Genomic DNA, 22,498 nt, shown 5'->3' with positions numbered 1-22,498 from the left:
AAGCAGTTCAACGCCTTCGGTCTTGTCCTATTCCGATTAATCTCAACAATAACAGCCATATACACTTTGGGATACCTATTGGGAGGGGCTCCACATGAAGCTTTCAAGCCACTTTCGCTATTGTTTATATCACTAGGTATGCTCCAGGCGATAAAGTGGGCTATGAGGTATCACAAGGAAGCCGAATCAAAACAAAAAATGATTGGAAAAACATAAGTGCATGCATTACCACACCATTCGATTATTAAGATAGCGCAAACCCTTCTTCACATTGACGCCGTTTTGGCTTTCTTGGATGAGGCGATATCGGGTTTTGATGGAACGACGTAAAGCACCATTGTCTATTGCAATACGTGGGTTCGCCTGATTAAACTTGTAAATACTCCTTTTCGCTTCAAGCATCATCGGCTCATCATTCTGCTTATAGGCCAACCAATAGGCCGTCATCAAATCGCGACGTCGGTCGAGGATATGTTTCTCATAGCCTTTAATCGCATTGTTAACATCGTACTGCTTCATTAGCTCACCGTCAGTGAGACCGTTGGCTTGGAGCAGTAACTGCAAGCCACTGAACTGATCAGCCTCTTTGTATGCATTGCCACGATAGTTAAGCGCGCCTTCATTCCAGTAGCGATAAGCCTTCATTGGGTCACGGGCAAACTTAGGCATCATCTTCTCTACCCCTCGGTAGATATTGCCGTCTGAGATATCGTGTCCCCCACTGATTGCACTCACCACAATACCCCCCAATACAGGGCCGGCAACCTGCTTAGCATAGTGAGTCCAAAGGTCCTCACCTTCTAAGTCACGACTTGGATCCCGTATCCAAAGGCCATCAAGTGATATCCGAGAAGATACTCCCGCTCCACCTGCTCCATAGATCACCTTGTCCGCCAGTCCTTCACCCAACAGCTCACCCAAGTAGTTTTTAAATTCGATCTCAGCATCCCAAGGCTTATCATCATCACCAAATGCTGCGTTCAGCCCATTAGCAAGTGCAAACAAAGTGCCTAATGGCAATGCAGTTGCACCACCGAGTAACGCAGTAATACCAAGTGTGCCAATCAACTGCTTCCTGGCCTCTGCCCTTTCACTATTGCTGGCTCCCTTCATGCTCAAATAAAGATTTCGCAATAAATAGTAAGTCATGTTCTGGCTATATTGCTTGAACTGCATGATGACTTTCATACTGGGAGCCTGCATGTAGCGGGCACGATTGGCATTGGTGTAATCAAAATGCGCGTCCCACGTAATATCGGCTGCCATCTTAGTCGCTACGTCGTGTTCGTGCCCATTTTGTCTAGCAAGACGATATGCAGCGATGGCAGTCGTCTCTCGATTGAATACCTCTGCTTTGTGGAATAACCAACTGACAACGCCCATTGCTTTTTCATAGGCCTCGTTGTACTTCCAGTTTTCTGCTTCTGCCATGCCAGCCAGGTCATGAGCGTTTGTCGAATCCAATAAACCCATGTCATGCCAAGCATTGTATGCGTCCTTCTCGGACTGGTTGCGGAATTTACGACTAATCTGTCCTCGTGAGGTTACGAACTCCCTCATTGCTCCATTGAGTGCTTTAGTAGCCGCAGCACTACCAAACTTGCTAGCCATGATCGGAAGTGCAACAACAAAGTTCTGCGTGGTGTTTACCGCCGCGGCAGCAGGAGAAACGCCAAGCATCCAGAGAAAGCCCAGTGAAGTAATTTTCTGGGCTGCTACTGAATGCGTTGGATTCATTACCCACTGATGGCGCTTAATTAACTCTTCAGCGTAACGGCCTGCCTGGTTGTCATTGGATGACTTAGCAGCCTTCTCCGTCTCTTTTACCTGTTTAGTTAACTCTTCGGCATACTCCATTCGTGAGAGCTGATAGGCGCCTTTCATCATGTTTTCTGCCATCGCACGCAGAGCATCATTGGACCAGCCTTGTGTTTTTTTCCGGTGGATGAACTGCTTACGCATCGAACGAGATGGCAGAGCTTGTAAGTACATTTGATAAATCTGGTCTTTGATTTCTGTTTTTTTCTTATCGTTGAGGGAAGTCTCATCAATACGGCCCATCAGATCAGTCACAAAGCTAAGACTAGCTCCATCGATGGCTGGGTTACCCTCCATCTTGTAGCCAGACCTCACTTCAAAACCTTTTTCTCGTAGCCCTTTCACTGTTTGTTGTTGTTCTGCCTCTGACTCAAACATGAGATAACGACTCTCTCCATTCTCATCAATGGCATGCACCCAGTAGTCTCCAAATCGGGCGAGAGGAAAATACGGTGCATTCACTTCCTGAAGGTCGAATAGTGAACGCAGCTCCGCCAGACGTTTTTTCTTCACTCGGCCATCGATCTCTGCATTCTGAATTTGCTGTTCTAGGAGTCTGCGATAGTCATCATGCCGAGCTTTGTAATTGTCACGCATCGTACGATAGTGCGTTTTGGCTTCCGCAGGCAGCTTGTCGAAACGCTTTCGAAGAGCGATATGTTTGCGAAGTCGGCGAGGTTCATCATTCAAATCATTGCGCAATTGTCTCAATTCGTCGGCCTGAGCGTTCGTAAGTGCATCTTCTTTAGCCACGTTTTCAATGTGTCTAATTCGGTTTTGAATGGCTTCAGCGGCTGAGACAAAGCTTTCAGCGGGATCGACGCCTTCAACTGTGGCCTGATGCGCGATATCAAACATTTCATCAGCCATAGGCTTGTTTTTCGCTGCCCATTTACGAATGCTCTGGGCAATTTCAGCTGACTCAAATGCCATTTGATTCCGGCGCTCCATCATTCTATGCACCGTATCAACGTAGCCCTTTATTTGAGGCAACTTGTCTTTAGCAAGATCGGCTAACTGCCGCAATGTCACAGCACCCAGTCCCTTCTTGCCACCTAGCTCACCTTTAACTGCGGTTGCTACTGCGCTCAATGCGGTTCTCAATCTACCGTGAGCAGTTGGCTCACTATCAATTTGACGAATGACCTCGTCCATCGTTGGGGAACTAGTCTTTGAGAACTTGATGCCACCCATATTGACAACATCTTGGTGGCTCATTATCTTATCTAGATAACCCTGATGGAAGGTGCGCTCCTCGGGCAATTGGAGCCCTTGCAAACGCAGCCACTCAGGGTTGTTTTCTTTTACATACTCAAGCAACCCATCCTTGATCCACTGCGTTAACGCCTTCTCGTTCTTACCATATGCACTGGCCACGCTGTTTACTCGAATACGATGTGACGTTTTGTCCGCATGAATCGCAATGAGTACCGGCTTCCCTGTATCAGACTGCGCTGCAACAATAATGTTTTTGCTTCCGGTGGCTGCGATGTTGGGTGCTTTCGGCTTAAAAACGGCAATAGGGTCGGCCAACAATTCCGGCAAGCGGTAGATGCTCTCCATACTGATATCATGATCGTCTTTCACACCATTGGTAGCCTTTCTCACTACATCTCTATCGATATATAGCGGTAATTCGGGCATGCCCAAAGCTTTGAGTACATCGGGGGTATCACTTACCTTGATTGGAGCAACGCGGCTTTTGAGTGAGCTCATCGCTTTGCGTAACTCATTAGAAAAGCGTGCTGATTCTTGTTGAAGCGAGAACTTAGCCTGGCTTAATTTAGAACGAGAGAGCTTTGATTTACCATCCGAACGTGGCGAGTTATTAGCATCCCAGTGATTGACGGCCTTGATGCGGTCAATCAGCGTTTGCACAATGTTGTTGATTTCCGCCTTGGTAATATCATGCTGACGCATGAATCCCACCTTACGAAGCGCTCTAGCAATAGCCTCGATGGCACGGTCCCACCAACGCTGAATCGTGCTGCGCTCAATTTCCGCTGCATGCGCTAACACTTCTTCAACTTGCACTATAGGAGCTTGATCACCGTAGTTTATTTCTATGCGATCCCACAGCTCTTTTACGTGCGGTGAGCTTTTACCGCGAGCGATGCGCTCGAGAATTTTCTGGTACTCGCTATCCCCTACCACTGCTTTTAAGCCGTGGTGCGCTAGTACTTCATGGCGCAGCTTCTTGCGCAGAGTTTTCATGTCAGGCAGGTTGTCGGCAACAAGTACTACGGCTCCATCCCGATCAGAGTAAAAACCGTGAATAGTGGCGCCGGGAATGGATTGTCCAAGCAGCTTTTCTGCTTCTGCCTGAGTCTGGACCACTGTGGTTTTAATCCCTGCTCCACCGCTGTACTCTTTGAGCCACTGCTTAACGCCAAGTTGGGCCTGCTTGAGTGGCATGCCTTTGGGTGGTGTGTTTCCTTGAGTGACGCCTTCACGAGAAAACATCACAGCCTCAGCCTCGCTTTCCTTTTTAGCGTCAGACAGCGGCTTTTCAATTTGGATGGTTTTAGTGCGAACTCCTGTTTGGTTCATGGACTCCTTGAACGTACCCACGGGATCCATTTCTTCCTTAGCATCCAGCTCAACTAACCAGTCCTTGAAAGCTCGGTTTTTATTGTTACTGCGTTCCCCCGCCATACTGCTCATCACTGTCACCATTTTTCCGCCAGGTTTCAGCATGTCGTAGGCATGACGAACATGGTCAATGTCCATGTCATTACTAAACGGTGGGTTCATCACGATGCGGTCATAGCCTTTACCGCTAAACGCTAGGAAGTCATTACCAACGACTTTGTGACCCTTTTCTGTGAGGATGTCGCGAAGGTCGCTTGCTATCTCTACCACCTCAACCTCGGCGCCTTGAGACTTAGCGGCGTCTGCTAGCATGCCATTCCCTGCGCTGGGCTCTAGCACTTTCATGCCGGGCTCTATATCGGCCAACTCAACAATGTGACGTGCTCGAGACTCTGGTGTAGGGAAGAAATCAACAAACGCATTGCGGTTGGCAAGCACTTTTTTCTTAAGATCGCGCTCCAGCTTGGCAACCTTGCTCTCATTAAGACCGGTCTTTGTTGTAGTGCTGTCCATCTCTCGCAGCGCCTCACGAAGTAACTCGCGTCGCGTAAGGCCCATGCGTTGAAGCCGCTGGAACATAGTGGGCAAGTCGCCGTATAGTTCCTCCTTTTTCGCGAACTCCACCATTTTAATCACGTGTTCGTTTTCCGTGCTTAACGCGACCTCTTTGAATTCGCTGTTCTTGTACTTGGCCAGCAAAATATTGCCAGACTTCGCGTAGCCATTGGGTATTTGGCAAACATGACCTTTTCATCAATCGTCGCGCCCTCTTTCCAAACAGGATCGCTAAAGTCGCCCCGCTCTACAGCATCACTGTTTTTCTTGCTTGCCTCCCACAGCAATCCGTTTTCAATTCGTTTAAGTGTTTCAACTTGCGTTTTCGCATTGATACCCGCCAATACAGAGAGATCGCCTGATTCTATCTTGTCGGCAACCTCAGCCATTAGCGCGGCGATTTCTGCATCTTTTCTCGCTCGGGATCTCGCTCGCTCTCCTTCAGCCAAGCGCTTGGTGGTGTTTTCTTTGCGCTCTGCGTTGTACTCCGCACTCGCTTTTTCTGCGAGCTTTTCACTTGCCTCTCTTAGCTTTTCCGCATTTGATTGGCGCTTCTCTTCGCGCTTGGCGTTGACTACTTCGGCGCGATCAATTTCGTTGCCTTGTAGCCACCCCATGAATATTTCGGCATCTTCGCGTGTGGGGAAGTAAAAACTCCCACGCCAGTAACCGATATTGGAGGCAATCGTTAATCCAGAAGCGATTGTTGCACACAACCCAGACTATCCGGCGCAAGTTTCGGCATGGCAGCGAAAGATGAATGCCGAAGTCGCGATCATTACACGTATTAGCCAACCCCCGGTAGGGCAACCGACTCCCAAAAATCATCAGATTCAAACCATGCATGCAGCTCAGCAGAGGTTGCAGAAGCTATTGAGTAGTGAGTTACCTCAAATGGTCACGCTAAAGCATCAAGCGGCGAATGATGCAGCGAAAAAAATGCTCAATCAAGCCATTGAGCGCATCTGGCAAAAAGGCACACAAGCTGCTCAAACATCGTGGAATAAGGTCGGTAAAATGGGAGGCATACTTGCGATCCTCAATATTTGGAATAGCGCATCAGTCTTACATAATATTCGTTATAAAGCCGAGCAGCACCCAGAGACTAGCTTATGGGCAAACCCAGCACTAAGAGAAGCGACCTACTCGACCGCTTATGCGGTTTCCCAGATTCAAGGTAATGGTTTGTGCGCCCCCTGCCATGGTGAACTCCAAATCAGATAAGAGCTGATCAAAAGTTGCTTGCACGATGCGGTCTTTCTTTTCGCCTTTCCAGCGCGCAGCAAAGTAGGCACCCATCTTCTCGTTAATTTTCGAAATAGTGAGCGAGTAGAACGCGTCTTTTACGCCTTGCTCGTTGCGAGTTAACTGCTCCGATAATGCCTTAACCTCGGCAAGACTCATGTCTCCTTTGTTAAGAGCGGAAAAGGCATCAAGCGTTGGTATGGCAGAGTTTTCGGTTGGCGTCACAGGAGAGTTTTTAGGGGTGTCTTGGGAGCTAAGCAGCTCTTTTAGTCGTGCAGCAAGCTTAGAGCGTGGACCTGCCACCTTAAGCACACCTCCAAGATCTTGAAAGCCCTCATTCATTTTCTTCGCCAACGCCTTTGCCCTGGCTTCATCGGCCGATGCAAGCAGGTTAAGATGAGTTAGTGCTTTTGGTCCTGCCCACTTACGATCATCCTTTGCCAACGCTGACATACCCTCGCGCATGTTTTGCGCAATAATAGCTAGATACTCAGCTGCTTTTTTTTCAGCGCGACTAAGATTGTCACGACGCTCTTTCTCTTGCCTGGCCTGACGCTGCTCCTCGTTCATGACGGCTTCTACGTCTTGAGAGATGCGCTTACGCATCGCGCTTAACTTTTCGACCTCACGGCTAAATGCCGTCATATTTTTATCGGCTTTGACGGAATACTTCGCCATGTTGCGCCCACCTCGGCCCGTAACAAACCAACTTGGGTTACTGGCCGCACGTGCAGATTCTCGCTCAATAAATGCTTTTTCTTCGTTGAGGTAGTCTTCAATAAGGCTTTGCGCTTTCTGTTGTCGGTCTTCAGTATCAAGCAAGCCTTTCTCGTCCAAGTCGCCTGCGATTTTTTTTGCTTCCTCAGCTAGCTCTGCATTAAAGTCTCGCCCCCTCCCAATGTGAGTAGCGCGATTGTAGGTTGATTCTGTTTCCTTGCTGATCTCTGGCAAAACCAGCTTCAAGCCAGAAACGTTAATGATCTTATCGCCATCAACTGACGGCTCTTTTTGGGTGTTGTCGGACTGGGCCTCATCCATCATCATTCGCAGCTTTGTGGTTGCAAATGACTGCGCCTTTCTTAGATCGGCTCTGGCTTCTGCTTGCTCTTCTTTGGGTAGAGATTGAATGATGGGCTCGCCACGTTCGCGCATGTCATCCATCACTTGCTTGATAGCATTACGGCTAAAGTCGGGCTCGTTCGCTGGCTCTGGCTGCTGCGGGTCAAATAGTGCTTCAACTTGCTGGCGTCGTACTTGGTTTTCAGGCCGGGCATCAAATCGCGCTTTGCGCTCCTTGGCTTCTTGCTTAAAAGCGGCGATGCGCTCTGGCGCATTACGCAGTGATTCCAATAGCGCGTCGCGCAGCTGGGGATTAGATTGGGCCATGCGCTTTTTAAGGCGCTTGCGCATTGATTTGGTCTTTTTAGTGAACGCGGCATAATCAGCAATTGGCTTCTTGCCTTCCTCGCGCATCTTCATTGTATTCGGGCGATTGGAAAACTCGCCGCGTGACTGTGCGCTTTGCTCAACGTTGGCCTTAACGCTTTCTTGTATTGCCTGCTGCTGGTAGTCAGCCTCAGTGGGCAGGTCTGAGACCTTTGGCTCGTCAAAAGATAGGCTCTCCTCTAAATCAGGCTGCGCTTCCAGCTGACTTGATGCAGTAATGTTTTCCCTTCCCTGCTCTATGGCCTCAATGTAGCGCTGTATCTTGGAGTCTCGCTTGTCTTGAGCGGCCTGCTGCTTCTCTCTGGCAGCGTTGAACGCCTGCTGCACACCTGTTTCGTCAAGCCCGAGCTCTGACGCCTGCTCAGCGAGAACGTACAGCGATTGCTCTGCCTCTTGATCTCCTTGTTCTATACGCTCAAGTAGAGCTTCCGCTTTGTCCTGATCCATGGCGTAAGCCAGCTTGACGGTTTTTACAAAGTGATTGTCATTGTCTGGCAGTACACCTTTGTCTCGTAATGATTGTTGCGAGGCTTTAAAACGGGAGGTCAGATCACCTTGTCCATCAACCTCCGGCTTTTCCCATTCCTGATTGCCCTCAGATAGAGCCTTATCCAGGATTTGCTGACGAACCCGCTCGGCGGCTTCAGATGGACCATCAGTGATCATGGTTTCATCATTACTCTGTAGCCGTACGCTCTCCGTGCCCTGCACATCTTCCGCTAATTGTGAGTCGTCAGTATCTTGCGTATTGCCCTCCGGCTCAGCGGCTTGAGCCATGTCGTTTTCAATGGCGTCAGCGTTATCGCGGGCCTTGTCGGCTCGAGTTCGCGTACCACCTGCCGCGCCCAAGGTGCCTCCAATGGCACCACCCAGTACGCCCTCATTCACCGCTCCAATCGCAACACCATCCATCAAATCGACATTGGTGCCCGCATACTCGTTTGATATTTCATTGGCGGCATACTGCTGCGTACCTCCCTGGATGGCCTCCGTTACACCCTCCCGTATTGCACCCTCAGTAGCTCCTTTTGCAACTCCTCGAGTAATAGACGAGCTCGCTTTACTTGCTCCACGAGTTAACATATTGGCTAACGGAACGTCGCCCAACATCGTCGCCAAAGCACTAGTGGCTAGTACTTTCTCATCAGACATTGTTGCGCGTGATGCCTGCTCGGCTGTCATCTGACGAGCCATATCAAGCTTTTCCGAATCACTACGGCCAACGTTTTCAGGATCCTCATCAACCGTGAAAAAATTTCTGCGAAAGACATTACTTTCCGCAAGCTGGTCCAAAGGAGCATTCATGACCGTTCCCTTAGCCTGAATCCCCTGACTACCTATATCTGAGGAGATCCCGACAGTGGCCGCGGGTGTGTTGCGTAGAACCTGATATGCCTTTTCCGCTGCTTTAGCAGCAAGTTGAGGGTTTGCGCCTGACTTGATTGCCAACTTTGTTAGTGAGGGTATTGCAGATGAAGCAGACATTCCCCCGGTCGCGACTGCAGAAGCAATAGTAGGGGCCATGTAGCCCACCCCTTGCGCAATTTGCATACCCCACACAGCAGGGTCAGAAGATACTCGCCAATTACCCTCTGGAGATTCATTAATAGGCGAAGTTTGAAGAGCCTGTTTTCCTCCATCGGACAAGCTATCACTCAGCCAGTCTTTAGCCTGACCATAGGCTTTACCGAGATTATCAACGTACGACAAAGCCATCCCTTGAGGGGTATAAGCCGCAGCATTTTTCGCCGTCTCAATAGCAGAGTCAGGAACCCCAACATACCGCGCTAAATCAGTCATACCCTCCACGATACCTTGGCCAACAGCTTTTGTGGTTTCCGCTGCCCCCTCCATTGCACCAGATGCTCCTACAGCCAGCCCTATTGCTATATCACCCGCACCAACTTCCACGTTTTCCTGCGGTTTATACGCATCTAGATTAAAGTTGTCGCTAAGTTGAAACGTCATATCAGTTTGGGCATTAACAGTGGCACCATCTGTCTTACCAAGAAGCTTGTCGTCTTTCATATCCGCTCCGAGCAGGCATAAAAAAACCGCCAGCTCCAAAGGAGCCAGCGGCTAGGTATAAGTATTTGATGATGTAGTTATTATTACTTTAATCTTGGTTTAGGTAAACCACTGTGAATGAAGTGTTCAACTCACTAACTTTATCTGGCTATCCTAAGCTCTCGCCTGTCAGTAAACCAACGAGCCCTTTCAGAAAGCTAACAGCCAATTGATGCTTAGAGTCGGGGTCTCCTAAGGTCAATAGCCCAAATGTTATCACCATAACAAGTACACTAGCAGCAACACCGCTAAAGCCACTAATGAGCCACTTAAAAAGTCCTACCCAAAATCCTGGTGGTTCATATTTCTGGGCGCTGAGTTTAATGTCATTAACGACTTCCGTTCGCATTTTCTTTTCAGTTTTTCTTAAGTCCTTTTCGCGTAAGTCCAGCGCTGTTCTGCTTTGTTCAAGCTCTTTATGCTTACTTGCGTATTCTTCTTTTAATTGTTTTTCTAGCTCTGAATATTTGGCTTCAAAATTAGCTGTAGATTCTTTTAACGCGGTATCTATCAGGGTGGCAGCTCTTTGCTTATATGCATTTAACCGAGCCGGGCTCATTAGAACTTGATCATGAAAGTTTTCGAGTGCCTGGTCTACATACTCGTCAGACTTTCCACCCTCTCTCAAACCATTGGCTGTTTCGTCTTTTTCGTGCTTATAAAGTGCGTACGACATGAGTCCAAGATAATCACGATTATCTTTTACTAGCTCCCTGAACACCCATCGTTTTTTTACCACAACCGCCCCCAAACACAAAAAACGCCTGAATAAATCCAGGCGTCATTATACTATTTATTAGACATACGATTGCAAGTTCTAGTGCGCGTCAACTAGTGCTGAAAAGGAGTTTCTCATCCTTCTGATGGACTCAACTGCGGTAACGCTTTTCTTTCGGGAGTCAGTAAAATCTATATTCTCTAAAGACTCTGCAATCAGCTCTAATCGCTTTTCTTTAGACATCACTAAAGGTTGACGTTCAAGCTTGTCTACTTTTTTCTTGGTCATTGCGCCTTCCTCCTAGTAATATCATAGCCTAAATTTTAGGCGGCAATTCTATAGCAGAGCTTCCTAAGCGTCTACTTCTAGCTTCAATATAAGGCGACGCATGAAGCGTGTCCACGACCAATAAAGCGTGACAAAAATCACTAAAAATTACACAAAAACACTACATGTAGGTCTCTTTATTTTTATTTCCACACTATAGAGCGTTTTTTTTTCTCTAGTCCCCACATTAAACATCACCATAAAAATGTGATTTTTGTCACATTTCTGCCACCTAGTAAGTGAAGCTATCGCAGACTTATCTGATGTATATTCTGCATCCGAATCCTCATGTACACTAGACCTAGACTTGTCATTACAACTGAGTCCGCAACTTACTGGCCACCTCAGAGCTTTTCTCCGCTTTATGCTTAGCCAACTGATCATTAAAAGCACGCTCGATAGTATCCAAATCATATCCACTCAAATCTGTGCCTTTTTGCTTTACAGCTTGAAGGAAATACTGACGCCGAGGATCTCTACTCGCCCATTGCTCTACGTCTTTCGGTAAAGCTGATTGGTGTTCAGAACTACCTGTTTTCGGTTCCTCGCCACCATAATGCTGAGCGATACGTGATAGACGCTGATCATAAATTCGATTTATCTCGTCTTCCTTTCGTTTCAACATATCTGGGTTTTGACTATCAGCACTGAATCCATCTTGTTCACTGTACAGCTTGGCAAGAGCTTTGCTGCGGTCACTCTCTATTGAGGAAACCTCTTCCTTGTAACCCTTCATCTCGTCCTTGCTACCAAAGACTGATTTGTATGCCGGTGAAGCCATAGCACGCCTGCGCATTTCCAACTGACCAGTCAAATCCCGCATTGCCTTCTCTAATGGTATTACTTTCACCTGTTCATCAGCCGTCCCGCGTCCGTCAGTAACGGGTTTTGGTACCCAACGACCATCGCCATAATTCACTTCAGTTGTGATCACCAAGCCTGGTTGGTCGCCGTCAAGCTCAGGATTGATATCTGCAGCCAACGTCACGCCACCCCATCGTGCATCTTTAATTACTCGACCGGTTCTTGGGTCTTTTTGACCAATTGAAGCCTTGATGTTCTGGCTGTAGAACGTGTTAAGCGCTTCTTTGAGCTCAGGATCGTTGAAATCGGCGTTACCATCTAGTACCGCGGGCAACTTGTTCTCTAACGTCTCTCCGGCTCTTACTACTTCAGGCTGAAGATAGCGACGTGGGTCGTAAGCACCTCCGGCAATCATCTCATTATCGAGGATGGGATCAATCTCACCGGTGTCTATCCACCGTTTCCAACTATTCTGAATGACGGGCAGGTTTTCCCGAATGTAGCTTGCTCGTTTTTGTTGTCCAAGTTGATATTCGGAAAGTGCTCGCTGTTCTTGTTGAGTTTCCAGCTGTGAGTCAACAAGCTTCTGCTCGCGGGCCTCTTTTTCGCGTAATGCTCCACCCTGCCCATCTTTGCCATAGTTGTGCTCAAACTGTTGCTGTCTGCGCCGCTCTTCCGCTTGTTGCAGTGACATTTGCTGTTCACGAGACTCTCGTCTCTCCTGGTTCTCCTGATTACGAAGCGCGCGATCCTCCTTACGCTCCATGTATCTGTCTGCAACATCGAAAGCGCGCAAAGCACCATCCATAAAACCACGTGTATCTAGGCCCATCGCCACCTCCGCTAGAACAGCTCGCCTACGACAAATCCCGCTACCGCACCAACCCCGGCTCCAATGGGGCCACCTACCATCCCCCCTATTGCTGCACCTGACGCTACAGAACTGATTGATTGCTGACGTTCAGCAGACTTCAAGTGTTTGTTAGCTGCATTCCGACGCTCTTCTCTTTCAGCAACATCACGCAGCCCCTTCAAAGCGGTACTTTTCTGATGCTGCCCCATACTGAGTAAGCTATATCCCATGGTTACACCTACTGCTGTTGCACATTACGTAAACCCATACCAGCACCGGAAAGGGTCTTCATTGATCGATCTCGCTCGTATGCTCTCAAGCCGTTTTTCGCAGAGACGGAAGCTAACGCAAGCTGAGCATCTTGATTGGGGTCACCCTGTGGTGTTACCCCGTAACGAGACATTTTATTTAATTGCCCCAAGCGCGCAGCCTGAATAGAGCCATTAACATTGCGATCGACTCTCCCTAGTTGCTCTCCCAACAACTCACCGGTTTGAGACTTCTGCATGAGATCTTTCTGAACTGGATAGAACCTTTGATACCAATCGTCATATTGCTGCCGAGTGATACGCGCATAAGTGTCTGCCGCGATTCCCATAACTGCTCCTTATGCCACCAATGAACCACTAGGGTTGTTTAGCGGATCATAGTCATTCAACGTAGATGCTTTCGTACTCACACCATCCACTCCGGCTTTGCCCAATGAACCAGCGGACTGGCCCATATAACTTCTAAGCCCTACGCCAGCTGCCGCTCCGGCTAGCTGAAGGTTTGATGAGCGTTTATTGAAGTCTGTTTCCGCGTCTTCTGTCGCTTTCCTTAAACTCGTGTTGGCTACGTCACCTATTCCCTCGAGTCCCCCCGTCTTTTGGCCAAGCCCGATAGCTGTAACATCGCTCAGACCAGCTAAGTACTTGTCCTGCTCTGAAGACTGAGCTCTATTGGTAGTATCCGATTGATCAAGTGCTTGATCGGTAGCCATGTTGGCCATCGTTGACTGAAACTTACCCGAATTAGGATTGATGCCACTTGCCGACAGCGACTGCGCCGTTTCGTCTCGGCTCTTTGTATATGCTTTGTTGTATCCAACATCGACCGCTTGTTTGACGTCAGCCATATTTGTCGCGCTATTAAACGCACTGACACGCTCAATGAAGTTATCTTCAAACTGCTTAAAGTCACTTTGGTAGAGGTCCCACTGCTTCCTCGCTACGTCTGCAGCTGCCTTTTGTGCCGCTGTTTCTTTGACTTTTTGTTTACCGCCGCCACCCATATTGACCTCCTAGAGTAACTTCTCCCAATGTTGAACTCTGGCTGCTCCGGACGTTTTAACATATCCATTGGCGAGCAACGCTTGCTCAAGACCAGGAACAGCCGTGAATAACTCCACACCTCTCGCGCCCATTTGCCTGCCTTTGAGCTCTATTTCACTTTGGTAACGAGTAATTGCGTTGCCACCCCAATTGAACGCGAACATCACATTCAACCAAGACAAGCCATTTCGAGCTGTTGGCTGCAACACAACAAAACCATCCTCGGCGAGAAACAAAAACGCCCTCTCATCTAAAAGGGCGTCATCTATTTCATCGGCAAAGAAGTGATTATTCCGAGACTGCGTTTTACGTATGATGGGGAGTAAATGGAGGCGATAGTTCAACCAAGGCTTTGAGTACATCACTTGATTCACGATTACCTGTAATTTGTAACATCTGCGATGGCTAACATAGAGCTTCCTTTACTCATCCATCCTTCAGGTGCAATAGGGTCATCATAGCCGGGGGCAGAAGACGGAGTACCTAGCTTTCTGTAAGTGACTTTGTTCCCCTCTACTCGCAGAGCATCGTCAGCTGACCACTCCATTAAAACACGCCACTTACCTGTCCCTCTTTTCAGGAAATTGTAAGCTCTTGCTACAGTAATACGTGCTGCGTACTCTCTCCCCTCAGGTAATACGATCGACCGTTCAGGGCCATTTGAGTTACTGTCGAGAGGCTTCACCGGAGGCTCAGTCGGCTGCAGGGTATGAAGCGCCGCTAACCTCAGTAGCCGCCAACGGCTATCAAAAACTAGCGACTGATTTTTCCCAAAAACCTGCAACCCATAAGTCTCATTGCCAATTTTATGGGGCTTCGACGAAAAGACGTACACGCTGATTTTAGCTGAGTGCTTGGCAACGAAGCGGTAGTGATACCGATGACCATACATCCCACCAATAATGGCCGTATCGACCGGTGAAGAGATAAATATCATGGGGTCAGGGACAGACACCTGATACTCCGCAGAATATAGCGCCACGCCAAAGCTATCTTTGCGTGAGAGTTGAAGTTCGATGCGGTTGTGAAAACAATGGTTCTGGTATTCACCATCAATAATTTCCGCCCCGTGGATACCAAACACTTTGAGACCGTATGCCATCAATACACCCCATAATGAACCAATAAGGGCGGTACCTGACCTCTGTATAGCAGACGATTCACCGTGATAGACCAGATGAGCGTGTCATTATCTTGATGAATACTGTAATCGTATTGGTGAGCTGCAGAAGCCGGCTTCGCGAGCTCTAGCCACCATATTGCCGTGCGGCCACGCAGGCCTTCATGCTTTATCTGTCCAGTAACGGTACGCTTGGACTTTATCGCGGGGGTTGTAAACGAGCCCAGTATACGAGGCGTGCGGTCAGTAACATCGAGTACGACCGTGCCTTGGGAATCATAAACCCGGAGACCATACATTTTCATTCTAAATCACCTAGAACAACAACAAGTTGATTACTATCGAACACTTTAAGTCTTTCGCCATTTACTTCGAGCCGAGACGGGCCTTGGTTGGAGCGCATAAACAAACGACTCGTCTCAATCGTGCCATCTTTTGAAATACGCGTATGGTAGCCACCATAAGGACCTCCGGAACCAAAGCCGGCTTGACCTCCCTCGATGACAGCACTCTTGATTTTGGGCGAGGAGAGAGAAATACCCGCTTTAACGACATCCGCAACAATCTTCTGGCTGTTCAATATCTGGATTGTCGCCTTTTCAATCATTGCTTTAGGTAGGACCACTTTGCCTTTATCAATGGCAAAGACTGGCGTTACAGGTTGCTTAGAGTTCGGATCAAAAACATAGAACTGACTAGCACTAACCGCGACCTGACTTTTGCCATCACTGCCAGCGATTAAACCAATTCCAGCTTTGATATCCCCAGCTTGGGCTTTCTGTTCCCATATTGCTTGAAAAGCTGCAGAGCCTTGCTTATCCAGCTTTGCGATTGCTTTAGACTGAGATTCAGTTTTTGCAGATAGCTCGCCGGCCTTCGCTTCAAGAGAGGATGTTTTTTTCGCAAGAGACTGATTCGCGCTCGTCAGCGTCTTGGATACGCTATCAATCTTTGCGTTCACTTTGGTGTCTGCCGACTTATAAGCAGACTCAACACGTTTGACATGCTCTGATAGCGCCTTATCAGCATCAGTGAACGATTTGGTTGTGTCGGTTATAAGCGCATTTGTTTTTGTCTTTTCGGTGCTGAATTCAACACTTAAATCAGCAATTCGTTTTGAGAGAGATTCATCAGCGCTGGCAACAGTGAGAGAAAGCTCCCGTATTGAACCTTTAATATCATTATCAGCCTTCTGATAACTCGCTTCTAGTCGGCCAGCTCGCTCCGTCAATACCTTATGATTGTTCGATACCACTCGAGTTAAGGAATCGACACTTCCTTTAAGTCCCGCGTCAGCTTTCTTAAATGCTGACTCGATGTGATCGGTACGTTCAACAAGTGCTTTATTCGCATCAGACAACGTCTTGGTGGTCTCATCAATGCGTGTATTCGTCGCAACATCTGCTTTGCGATAGTCGGTTTCAACACGACCAATCCGCTGCGCTAATGCCTTATCTGCGTCGCTAAGCGTCTTTTTAGTATCCGTGAACAACGCATTAGCTTTGCTGATATCCGTACTGAATTTGCTACCTAGCTCCGTGATTCGCTTCGATAAGGCCTGATCGGCATTTGTCATTGTGCGAGATAAAGAATCGATAGACCCAGTAATAGCCTTGTCACCGTCTTTATAACTGGCCTCAAGCTTATCGGTCCGCTCCACAAGGGATTTTTGATTATCTGCAACAAGTTGAGACAGATTATCCATGCTGCTCTTCAAGCTAGCTTCGCTCTGTTTGTATGCTGCCTCGACGTGATCTGCGCGCTTGGCTAAAGCTTTATCCGCCTCTGCAAGAGTCTTAGTTGCCGTATCAATCTTCGCATTCGTCGCGCTATTTCCCTTCCTGTAAGCCGACTCAACGCCTTCAATTTTTAAACCCAGCGCTTTATCAGCATCACTCAGTACTTTCTGTACATGAGTAAGCCGTGTGTTCGTTTTACTACTTTCAGTAGTGAACGAATTAGCGAGCTCACTAACACGTTTAGACAAAGCTTCATCAGCATTTGCTGTAGATAGAGATAGCTCTTGAATACTGCCCTTGATTGCATCATCTCCGGCCTTAAAGCTCGCATCTATGTTGTCGGTGCGTTCCGCCAGCGCTTTATGGTTATTGGAGACAACTCGCGACAAGGTATCGACACGACCGTTTAAGCTGACATCATTTTGTGTCACTTTCGCTTCTATATGATCGGCGCGCTCAGCCAATGATTTATCAACGTCAGACAGGGCTTTGCTCGTTTCATCGATTCGAGCATTAATATCATTGCTAACATCTTTGAGACCGGTTTCTAGGCTCGAGAGCTTTTTCGTGAGCGCATTATCTTTCTGCGAGATAGTTTTGCGTGTATCCGTTATCAACGCGTTTGTTTTGGCATTGGCTTGCGTGAACTCACTATTGAGTTTATCGACTCTTGTGGCCAACGTTTTATCACCGTCGGCGAAAGCCCGACTGATCTTATTTAGCTCTGCACCAAGCTTGCTATCGGATTCCCTATACTCAGCACGGATATCGTCAAGCTGTTGAACGGTCGTTGATTCTCTATCTGCGACAGCTTTAGACAAAGACTGGATTTGACCCTTGGTATCTGCCAGTGCACTAGAGAAGTTGGCGTTGATCTCATTTATGCGTTTCGCAACTGTGTTTTTATTAGTCGTAACTACCTTTTCTAGGTCTTTTATGCTGCTTTCCATAGTCGCATCGCCACGCTGCATTGCAGCTTCAAGCGCACTTATCACTTGCGTTAGTGCTGTATTAGCGTCAGAAAAAGCCTTCTGGGCTTTGGTTACCATTGCTGTCGTAAATTGGCGCTGTTCCTCACTACTACTAATCAAGGATGCACTCAATTGCTCCACTTGTTCGGTTAAAGCACGTTCAGCATTGGCTAATGCGTGCTCGACACCTTTGATCTGAACAACGTTTGATTGGTCTCCTTCCCTACTCAGTTTCTCTAGTCTGGCAGTCTCCCCCGTGATGAGCTTTTTCGCATCAGACAAAGAATTAGTGAACTCTGAGCGCGCTAGGCTCAGTGCTTTCTTTGCCGATGCAATTTCTTTTTGGGTTTGTTCAAGTGTTTGACTTGTTTCAGAGAGCCGCTTACTGGTGCGCTCATCTGCTAACTTGAGGTCATTTCGAGCTTCTGATAATTGCTCTTGAGTACCGTGAATGCTCTCTCTGAGGCTTTTATCCGTTTCGGCTAACTCTTGCCGAGACTGTTCGATGCTTTTTTGCGTCTCCTTAATACGCGAATCTAAAACGTTATTAACGCGTTCAAGGTCACTGCGCGCTTCCCTTATTGCCTTGCTGGCAGATTCGGAGGCTTGGCCAATGCCCGCGCTGAGATCTTTGAAAAGCGTTGAGTCGCGCAGCTGCTCCGCGACTTCATTGATCACTTCCGAAATGTCTGTGCTTGTTTTTACCGATAGGCCATGGCGGTCATTGAAGGGACCCGCAATATCTTTGATGTTAATATGCCGAGCCCAATAGAAATACTGTGAGCCTGGACGAACGCTATCTCCAAAAACCGTTGCCGAGACGGTTGCAATAAGTACAGCCTCATCAAGAACGTCTTTATCAGAACGCCAAATTTCTGTGTAAGAATGACCGGAATATGCTGGCCGATCCCACTCAAGCATGATTGAACTAAAGCCCCCGAATCCAGCGAATCGCTCAGGCGTAGTTGGCATTTCAACGGGCTTAGTAGCATTAATACTTGATGACGGTGCTGGCATAGGAAGTACTCTGCCACCCGTTCCGCGACGTACAGTAATCAGCCCGAGTGCGTTTAGCTCTCTCAAGGTAATTGCTCTATCAAGGCCATTCCCGCGCTGTCCTGTTAGCTTTTCGACATTCTCTACGATAGCGGCTTGATTGCGACCACTGTGAAACCCTGACTTATGCATTAGGCCAACTCCTGCATTGAGTCTGACAACATCAAGCGGTCTACACCTGCAGCTCCTGATACTTCTATTTGCCAGTAACTCGCCCGAACGGGAGGTAATCGGAATGGCATATTCGTCAGTTCGCCTTGCGGAACAGTGAGAATGGTTTGGTTATCTGCAATGACTTTTATGGTGAGTTTTTCCGGTTCAGAGGCGCGAACTCTAGCGGAAGTTAGGGCAGCATCATCTGGCACCCAAAATACCTTTGACCGCCAGGTCATAGACTTCAATTCTTCACTTTGGCGCCACATACTGACTTTATCGCCATGCACGATGAATAGTGTATCGGTGAGCAAATCAACATAGGTAGCGTCCCATCGATCGCTAATTCGAGTGAACGCTTTAGATAAGGGATCGTAAATGAAACCGCCAGTTTCTGACTGGGCAACATACCACCCTTCTACAGCGACCGCCCGAATGGTTTCAGGTTTCAGTGCCTGCCACTGCTTGCGATCAATGATTTCCTCAGAGGCAATAGCTGCACCGTCAGAACTGACTACTACGAGACCATCTGGTGCTGCATACATAGCCATACCAGAAACAACAACTAAGGAATCCGCGCTGACACATGATTGTTCTATGTCTAGTTTGGTGGCAGTCATGGCATCCGGAGTTACACCCGAAAAGATGTAAGGGTACCCTCTCGTTACAGCTACCAAAGAAGTACCAACTGGCACAATTGCTTGAATCGTATGTTCAGTCGTCAGTCGATAAGACTTCGGCCATGCATAAGGCAGGTAAGCAGCAGAGAACATAACTTCATTGCCTGCAAAGCCAGCACAAATGCCATTGGCCATGGTACATAAGCCTTGCATGTTCTCAGGAGGCTCGTCGTAATCCCATGTCTCAAGCACTGCGCTATTCAGATCACGTGTTGAATCTTTGTACTCGGTGTTTGAAATTGGAAGTTCCGCAAGCAACATATAGGCGCCCACACCTGCTGCCGTTACTGAGCGATATACGCGAGTATGAGTAATATTATGTGTGTTTGTTGTCGGTTGAGAGAGCCCAAGTGTGATTGTCGAGCCAGGCTTCTCAATCAACACCGAACCAGACGGTTCACCCGGGGCGCCCTCTTCACCAAATCGCGTCACATATGTCTGGATATAGACACGATCTTCATCGTCAATCAGTGCTGGTTCACCTAAGGGCGGTTCTTCGCCGGTAGACGTATCGATACTGAGCACTGCCGGCGGAAACTCAGGTCGAGGAACGCCCAGATCATAGGCTGCCGCAGGTCCAAAGCCTGAACCATCAATGGCAATATCTTGTGCAGTAACCTTGGGTTTCCCATCTCCAGTAAAATACACTCGCTGCCACTGATCTTGCCCGAGCGGGCTATCTATGGCGCTGACCACACTATCTGGCCAGAGCAACCAAGCATCATCATAGCGATGCAGTGTCTTTGCCGGAAAAGGAAGAGACCGCGCATGGAGGTTTTCGTTTATCGGCATGATCACCCCACGCTCAAATTCGCAATCTCTTGCCAGCGTCGCTGCTTCATTGGGCAACAAGTAATCTTTGAGGCGAGGTACTTCGCCACGCATCATAAAAATATCGATGAGCATATTGAGATTTCAGACCATTGAGACGTGAACGGATTTCACTAGCCGCGACTAGATTCGGCGCTCAGTGCTATGAATACGCTGCGTTTCCGCGTTATCGGTATTGGTTTTACCCGCTAATGCGTTCTGAAAATTGTTGAGGTGGTATGTTGCTTTGGCAGCTTCTGCTTCGGAGCGACCGTCTTTTGAATATGCTCGAAAAAGCATGAAATCAAACACCAAAGCTTCGTAGATAGGTGGCAGTGGAAAAGGATCACTATCTACTTTAATTATGATCTGTCTCGAATAGTCATACTCAATATCAACATCCTGCTCCGGCACAGGGAAAAGATAAAAGCTAAGGCCGTCGTTGTCGTTTCTGGTCCAGTTCGTGGGCTGTGCATCAATCATCGTTCGCCATAACGGATAGTTCTGATTTAGCCGGTATAAGTCTACAAATTGCAGGCCGTAGCCATTCGCATGATTTACGTTTAATAGCCGATAAGCGTCATCAGGTAGATCAACACGCGATTGGCCTTTCTTTACCGTTTGGCTCTTCGTTTCTCTTCCCAAGTCTGGCCGAGACATCAAAATAACAGCAATGGCGTCGTTCAAATTGTGTAGATGGTTGGCTTTGGTCCAACGCGTATAGCGTTGATCAATCAACTCATCGGCAACGCGCTCTATCAACGAAATTACCTTTGCCATTAAAAGAACTCCCTTGGTGCGACTGGCCGAGTTGTCATAGACGTATTATCGAGCAACCAGCGTTTAGCACGACGCGTATGCTCAACGAATTCTCGCTCATGGTAGCTATGCAGATCCCCATTGAAGAACTCCGGCAACACATACAGCCATGACGCAGCACCTTCACATATTGCTATGAGCCAATGATCCATAAGCGGAATAGGTAGCTGCGTGGCATCGGTAACTGGCTCAATCGCAGCCCTAATTCGAACATCACTGCTAACATCACGGAGGAATTGAATGGTTCCCATTGAGGGACTCTCGAAGTCCATGCCAACGGCTAACCTTTCCCCCTTTGTGACAACATCAACTTCACCCGTCAGATTAAATGTCGTTAGGCCTATCGGCCCAAAAACATCCGTTACCTGCCCTTCAACAACAGGGCCAATGGTGTGTTCCACTCTTATAATGCCGGTCAGGCGGCAAAAGCGACCTGCGCTGTAGACAATCGCTTGCTTGAGGGTGATAGGCATAGCTGCCGGCGCAATCTGCCGCAGTGCAGGTAGGAAGTCATCAACGGGGACGGTGCGCATTACTCGCCCTCGCTTGCTCGGATAGCGTCACGAACGCGCTTTTTGAATGCGTCTACTTTCTCTTGTGGCTCCTTAGTAATATCTAAGTCGTGCGACTCGACCAAGGTGGCAACTTGCGCCCCATTTAGCTTGTTCAAGTCTATTTCTTCACCGCCAAGGGTGACGACCATGGATGATTCAGCTTCAGCCGCTTTGCGTACCTCTTCGGCTTTGGCCTCCGCTTCTTTGCGCGCCTGCTCTTTTTCTTCTCGCGCTTTCAGTACATCGTCAACCTGATCCGCTTCTACAAACACTTTGTCAAAACGCAGCAATACCGCGGCGACTTCTTCTGATACTTCGATAGGCTTGTTTTGCGGAAATACTTGGCGAGAGCCAGTGATAGTGTCTCGCTTAAATTCTTTGGGACCGACATAGGCAATTGCGATTTTCATTGGTGTACCTGCTTATCCAGAAACAAAAGGGGCGCGATTGCGCCCGAGGTTTGATTTAGTAGCCGATCACTCGGTACTCAGGATTGATTTGCAGTGTGCCCGTTGCTTTACCGCCCTTGACCACCACATTCAAAACTCGCTTTTCTTCGTTGTAGGTAGGTGGGATCACCAAGGCTTCATCGGTTTTGCCAGACACATCCACGTCAGCAGCAAGTACGTCGCTGCCAGATTTGATATCAATTTTGACTGACTCGCCAAGGCCGTTTGTGTGAACACGGAAGCCGGTGAGCGATAAACCGATAGGCAGCTCAACCATTTCCACTACATCGCCAATGGCGGCTGCTTTGAGTGACACATTGGTCAGTGCCATTGATACATTGCCATGCGCGCCAACGTAAATGCGGTCGTGCATACTCGGTGCTTTAATCGTTGCCATGAGATAAACCTC

General features: G+C 48.2%; 17 protein-coding genes. 1 reads left to right on the top strand and 16 read right to left on the bottom strand.

The window, feature by feature from the left end; all coding sequences use genetic code 11:
* Positions 1-225: 225 nt before the first annotated feature.
* A complete protein-coding gene (locus E8E00_RS04955; protein ID WP_168189242.1) occupies positions 226-4,923 on the bottom strand; it encodes a PLxRFG domain-containing protein in 4,698 nt (1,565 codons plus the stop codon).
* Positions 4,924-5,063: 140 nt separating this feature from the next.
* Entirely contained in the window at positions 5,064-5,582 is a 519-nt protein-coding gene (locus E8E00_RS04950; RefSeq protein ID WP_136588363.1) for a hypothetical protein, read from the bottom strand.
* Between the two features lie 58 nt (positions 5,583-5,640).
* Between E8E00_RS04950 and E8E00_RS04945 the strand changes: the two genes are divergently transcribed.
* Complete coding sequence (locus tag E8E00_RS04945) at positions 5,641-6,189, top strand: hypothetical protein (RefSeq protein ID WP_136588362.1); 549 nt, start codon at positions 5,641-5,643, stop codon at positions 6,187-6,189.
* Here the strand turns inward: E8E00_RS04945 and E8E00_RS04940 are convergent.
* From E8E00_RS04940 to E8E00_RS04865, 14 genes are all read right to left on the bottom strand, one after another.
* Positions 6,094-9,684 carry a hypothetical protein gene (locus tag E8E00_RS04940; RefSeq protein ID WP_136588361.1) on the bottom strand — a complete coding sequence of 1,197 codons (3,591 nt, stop codon included), beginning with the start codon at positions 9,682-9,684 and terminating at the stop codon, positions 6,094-6,096. The genes E8E00_RS04945 and E8E00_RS04940 overlap by 96 nt on opposite strands.
* Positions 9,685-9,832: 148 nt before the next feature.
* Positions 9,833-10,462: a hypothetical protein gene (locus E8E00_RS04935; protein ID WP_136588360.1), complete on the bottom strand. Its 630-nt coding sequence runs from the start codon at positions 10,460-10,462 to the stop codon at positions 9,833-9,835.
* A 78-nt stretch (positions 10,463-10,540) separates the two neighbouring features.
* Positions 10,541-10,729: a hypothetical protein gene (locus E8E00_RS04930; RefSeq protein ID WP_096628960.1), complete on the bottom strand. Its 189-nt coding sequence runs from the start codon at positions 10,727-10,729 to the stop codon at positions 10,541-10,543.
* Between the two features lie 352 nt (positions 10,730-11,081).
* The gene (locus E8E00_RS04925) at positions 11,082-12,404 is read right to left on the bottom strand and encodes a hypothetical protein (RefSeq protein WP_096628962.1); all 1,323 of its coding nucleotides are present in this window, start codon (positions 12,402-12,404) and stop codon (positions 11,082-11,084) included.
* A 259-nt stretch (positions 12,405-12,663) separates the two neighbouring features.
* Positions 12,664-13,023 (bottom strand): hypothetical protein, encoded by a 360-nt coding sequence (locus E8E00_RS04915; RefSeq protein ID WP_096628966.1) that lies wholly within the window; start codon positions 13,021-13,023, stop codon positions 12,664-12,666.
* A 9-nt stretch (positions 13,024-13,032) separates the two neighbouring features.
* Complete coding sequence (locus tag E8E00_RS04910) at positions 13,033-13,698, bottom strand: hypothetical protein (protein WP_096628969.1); 666 nt, start codon at positions 13,696-13,698, stop codon at positions 13,033-13,035.
* 9 nt (positions 13,699-13,707) lie between these two features.
* Entirely contained in the window at positions 13,708-14,112 is a 405-nt protein-coding gene (locus tag E8E00_RS04905) for a hypothetical protein (RefSeq protein ID WP_240531896.1), read from the bottom strand.
* Positions 14,113-14,114: 2 nt separating this feature from the next.
* Complete coding sequence (locus E8E00_RS04900; RefSeq protein ID WP_096628975.1) at positions 14,115-14,840, bottom strand: hypothetical protein; 726 nt, start codon at positions 14,838-14,840, stop codon at positions 14,115-14,117.
* 319 nt (positions 14,841-15,159) lie between these two features.
* A complete protein-coding gene (locus E8E00_RS04890) occupies positions 15,160-18,756 on the bottom strand; it encodes a DUF1983 domain-containing protein (RefSeq protein ID WP_096628980.1) in 3,597 nt (1,198 codons plus the stop codon).
* Complete coding sequence (locus E8E00_RS04885; RefSeq protein ID WP_096628983.1) at positions 18,756-20,363, bottom strand: hypothetical protein; 1,608 nt, start codon at positions 20,361-20,363, stop codon at positions 18,756-18,758. The genes E8E00_RS04890 and E8E00_RS04885 overlap by 1 nt, the downstream gene beginning before the upstream one ends.
* Positions 20,364-20,411: 48 nt before the next feature.
* A complete protein-coding gene (locus tag E8E00_RS04880; protein WP_096628985.1) occupies positions 20,412-21,047 on the bottom strand; it encodes a DUF6682 family protein in 636 nt (211 codons plus the stop codon).
* Positions 21,047-21,619, bottom strand: coding sequence for a hypothetical protein (locus tag E8E00_RS04875; RefSeq protein WP_096628988.1), 573 nt, complete (start codon positions 21,617-21,619; stop codon positions 21,047-21,049). Before E8E00_RS04875 ends, E8E00_RS04880 begins: the two co-directional genes overlap by 1 nt.
* Positions 21,619-22,050, bottom strand: coding sequence for a hypothetical protein (locus E8E00_RS04870; RefSeq protein ID WP_096628991.1), 432 nt, complete (start codon positions 22,048-22,050; stop codon positions 21,619-21,621). Before E8E00_RS04870 ends, E8E00_RS04875 begins: the two co-directional genes overlap by 1 nt.
* A 55-nt stretch (positions 22,051-22,105) precedes the next feature.
* The gene (locus E8E00_RS04865) at positions 22,106-22,486 is read right to left on the bottom strand and encodes a hypothetical protein (protein WP_096628994.1); all 381 of its coding nucleotides are present in this window, start codon (positions 22,484-22,486) and stop codon (positions 22,106-22,108) included.
* Positions 22,487-22,498 lie beyond the last annotated feature (12 nt).

Source organism: Salinivibrio sp. YCSC6 (assembly GCF_004916735.1).
Classification (GTDB): Bacteria; Pseudomonadota; Gammaproteobacteria; order Enterobacterales; family Vibrionaceae; genus Salinivibrio; species Salinivibrio proteolyticus.
The sequence above is the reverse complement of the archived record's forward strand: the minus strand, read 5'-3'. Positions and strand labels throughout refer to the sequence as shown.

Bases quoted from the DNA above. Each gene is read 5' to 3' on its own strand.
- E8E00_RS04955 (WP_168189242.1), bottom strand. From the start codon at position 4,923: ATGGACAGCACTACAACAAAGACCGGTCTTAATGAGAGCAAGGTTGCC.
- E8E00_RS04940 (WP_136588361.1), bottom strand. From the start codon at position 9,684: ATGAAAGACGACAAGCTTCTTGGTAAGACAGATGGTGCCACTGTTAAT.
- E8E00_RS04950 (WP_136588363.1), bottom strand. From the start codon at position 5,582: ATGGGGTGGCTACAAGGCAACGAAATTGATCGCGCCGAAGTAGTCAAC.
- E8E00_RS04925 (WP_096628962.1), bottom strand. From the start codon at position 12,404: ATGGGCCTAGATACACGTGGTTTTATGGATGGTGCTTTGCGCGCTTTC.
- E8E00_RS04915 (WP_096628966.1), bottom strand. From the start codon at position 13,023: ATGGGAATCGCGGCAGACACTTATGCGCGTATCACTCGGCAGCAATAT.
- E8E00_RS04900 (WP_096628975.1), bottom strand. From the start codon at position 14,840: ATGGCATACGGTCTCAAAGTGTTTGGTATCCACGGGGCGGAAATTATT.
- E8E00_RS04930 (WP_096628960.1), bottom strand. From the start codon at position 10,729: ATGACCAAGAAAAAAGTAGACAAGCTTGAACGTCAACCTTTAGTGATG.
- E8E00_RS04910 (WP_096628969.1), bottom strand. From the start codon at position 13,698: ATGGGTGGCGGCGGTAAACAAAAAGTCAAAGAAACAGCGGCACAAAAG.
- E8E00_RS04885 (WP_096628983.1), bottom strand. From the start codon at position 20,363: ATGCTCATCGATATTTTTATGATGCGTGGCGAAGTACCTCGCCTCAAA.
- E8E00_RS04880 (WP_096628985.1), bottom strand. From the start codon at position 21,047: ATGGCAAAGGTAATTTCGTTGATAGAGCGCGTTGCCGATGAGTTGATT.
- E8E00_RS04890 (WP_096628980.1), bottom strand. From the start codon at position 18,756: ATGCATAAGTCAGGGTTTCACAGTGGTCGCAATCAAGCCGCTATCGTA.
- E8E00_RS04865 (WP_096628994.1), bottom strand. From the start codon at position 22,486: ATGGCAACGATTAAAGCACCGAGTATGCACGACCGCATTTACGTTGGC.
- E8E00_RS04875 (WP_096628988.1), bottom strand. From the start codon at position 21,619: ATGCGCACCGTCCCCGTTGATGACTTCCTACCTGCACTGCGGCAGATT.
- E8E00_RS04870 (WP_096628991.1), bottom strand. From the start codon at position 22,050: ATGAAAATCGCAATTGCCTATGTCGGTCCCAAAGAATTTAAGCGAGAC.